We start from the raw sequence: 2,589 nt of genomic DNA on the forward strand, positions 1-2,589 counted from the left end.
AAAAAACAATCAAAGGTGGGTACATTAGCCACGACACACATTGTGAGGCGTGTCCAAACGGAACCCGATATTGTACTATGCAAGGGCCTCCTTATTGCGATTAGGAAGAAGGTAAACTTCAAGATCGGCTTATTTCGGAACATAGGCCGTTTATTTTATCCATTTCTTTGCCTAAATACGCCACTCGAAAAAGTAAAAGTAAATCTACTGGTCAATTCCCTTATCCCTTTTCAATAAAAACAACTCGTATCCGAGATCTATTTTCTCAAATATTTCAAAACCATTTTTTTGGTACCATGGAATATTGGTAAGTGTTGATGTTTCCAGGTAAATTGATAAGTTCTTTTTATCACAAACCTTAAGCACCTCTTTTATCAACTTGCCTCCTATACCCTTCCTTTGAATTTTAGGATCGACACCAATAAACCAAAGATAACAAAATGGCTCATTGGGATGGTTTTGCTTAATAAACGCTTCCCGTTTCAAAACCTTAAACGCCCTTGTAATACCTATGGAACCAAATGCCAGTTTTGCATCCCATAATGGCACCATTCTTTTTTGATCCGACCAGAGTATCAGCGCACATCCATTTTTTTCATTATCCATCCATATTTCACCAAATGCATTACACATGTCAAATGAATATTCCATTAATCTATTAATACGCCTATCTACTTTACTATCCTGCTTAACTACATAGTTGACACTCTTGTTAGCCTTAAAAGAATTGGATAATATTTCCACCACTCTTGGCTTATCTTTGATTTCTGCTTTTATCATTCTCCTTGTGCAATTTTATTTTTTTCTTCCTGTTGGGAGTGGAAAGTGGGGTAAAAATACACAATTCTAAAAACTTCCCCCCTCTCAGGAGGGCAAGTGTCTGACTTATTATTTCCCATGCTTAATTAAATTTCATTTCAATGAAAAATAAAGAATGAATTTCTCTTATTTATACCATTGTTTTTCACCTTCATAATCATGTACTATAGAATCAAATAATTATTCACCTCAGCATGGATAGGTGTTCTCTTTCTTGTTCAGCTAGTGGTTCCGTCCAAATCTTCGAATTATTGTTCTATTCCTTCCTCCCAGAAAATCACACTGGATACAATCTCAAAGATTTTCAAGAGTTTGCCATGGATTTTTCAAAATCACCTTTGCGTTCTCCAAAGTAAACTCAAGTATTTACTCAGCAATCTGGTTAATATTTTTAATTCTATTTATTTCATTTATCATCTATTGAAAAAAATTGTCATTATTTTATTATAAAAAGGATAATATAAAGGGAAAAAATCAAATTAATTATCTAGCAAAAAAATAGTATAAATAGTTGCAAAAATAGTATACAATAAAATCAAAAATATTACTGAATTTCCAGTATACAATTAAAATATTTTCAACTATTATTTATTTAAAATGAAAAATTATTTTTCAAAATCATCTTATTTGGGACTGCTTCTAAGCGCCTTCTTTTTTTACGCTTGTAGTCAGGAAGAAATTATTCCCCAAAAACCTATGGCATTAAATACTACTTCTGAAAGTACAATAGAAGATTTACGGGCTAGAATAATTTCAAGTACAAGGGAAGCAAGGAACGGAACTCAAGTAGATTTTTCATCTTTTGTAACAGGAGGAGAATCTCCTTATTCCTATCAATGGGAATATGGATACGGTTTTACACCAGGCAGCTCTTTTGAGGCTGTGGGAACCAGCAGTGATGAAGATTTATCGGTAATAATGAGTGATCGCAATGGAAGAAGTTTAATAGCTATATTAACAGTAAGCTCTTCAGACAATCAAGAATTTACTACTTCTTATACTGTCAGAAATAGCACAACAATTGGGGACAGGCCTTAATTTATTGATTAAATCTTTCTTAACCTTAGGGCCACTAAAATAGTGGCCCTATTTTACTTTCACTACTCCTCACTGTGGGAGAATTAAACTTTGTAGTTTCTTGGTTCATTCCCAGATTCACTAAAACCTTCTTGTCCGAAATAAAACTTTTAGCAATAATAGACGCCTCAGTATGTCCTAAACAAATTCCAAAGTTATAGATTAATAGAAAAACATAAGGAAGACCATGGGTATTATTCCTTTTGCCCCCCACATTAACTTATAGTAATCCCCATAAAAAAATCAATAAAAAAACCCTACAACCATCTAAGTAGCTGCAGGACCGCATCCTTTTTATTATTCTAAACAAATTATAGAAGAATTTCCCCAAATCTGGTACTTCGGCTTTTTTTGGCACTAAATGTGTCTAGCTTCTATTACCTATACTTTTTATTGTTTTTAACTGTTATTTTTTTTCTTATGAATCGTATATTTCTGGTTTTTGCACTATTTGCTTTCATATGTTTAAGTTCCTGCGAGGAAAAGGTGGTTCCTCCAGAAGAAAACACTGAAGAAGTGGATCAGGAGGATGAGACCGGGAACGAAACTGACGATTCAGATGACGGCACAAACGATGGCTCAGATGACGATTCAGATGACGGTTCAGATGATGGATCAGATGAAGACTCAGATGATGGCTCAGATGACGGCTCAGATGACGGCTCAGATGATGGCTCAGATGACGGTTCAGAT

3 protein-coding genes are annotated in these 2,589 nt (G+C 34.3%); 2 read left to right on the forward strand and 1 reads right to left on the reverse strand.

Annotated elements, in window-relative coordinates:
* Positions 1–204: 204 nt before the first annotated feature.
* Positions 205–780: a GNAT family N-acetyltransferase gene (locus tag E1171_RS03055; protein WP_155203960.1), complete on the reverse strand. Its 576-nt coding sequence runs from the start codon at positions 778–780 to the stop codon at positions 205–207.
* A gap of 636 nt (positions 781–1,416) precedes the next feature.
* Between E1171_RS03055 and E1171_RS03060 the strand changes: the two genes are divergently transcribed.
* Positions 1,417–1,857 carry a hypothetical protein gene (locus E1171_RS03060; RefSeq protein WP_155203962.1) on the forward strand — a complete coding sequence of 147 codons (441 nt, stop codon included), beginning with the start codon at positions 1,417–1,419 and terminating at the stop codon, positions 1,855–1,857.
* A 459-nt stretch (positions 1,858–2,316) separates the two neighbouring features.
* Positions 2,317–2,589 (forward strand): hypothetical protein (locus E1171_RS03065; protein ID WP_187696221.1); only part of this gene is annotated, 273 nt, incomplete at its 3' end.

The organism is Xanthovirga aplysinae (assembly GCF_009711365.1).
Taxonomy (GTDB): Bacteria; Bacteroidota; Bacteroidia; order Cytophagales; family Cyclobacteriaceae; genus Xanthovirga; species Xanthovirga aplysinae.

What these genes read in the sequence shown, in the direction of transcription:
- E1171_RS03055 (WP_155203960.1), bottom strand. Translation starts at nt 780, where the DNA reads ATGATAAAAGCAGAAATCAAAGATAAGCCAAGAGTGGTGGAAATATTA.
- E1171_RS03060 (WP_155203962.1), top strand. Translation starts at nt 1,417, where the DNA reads ATGAAAAATTATTTTTCAAAATCATCTTATTTGGGACTGCTTCTAAGC.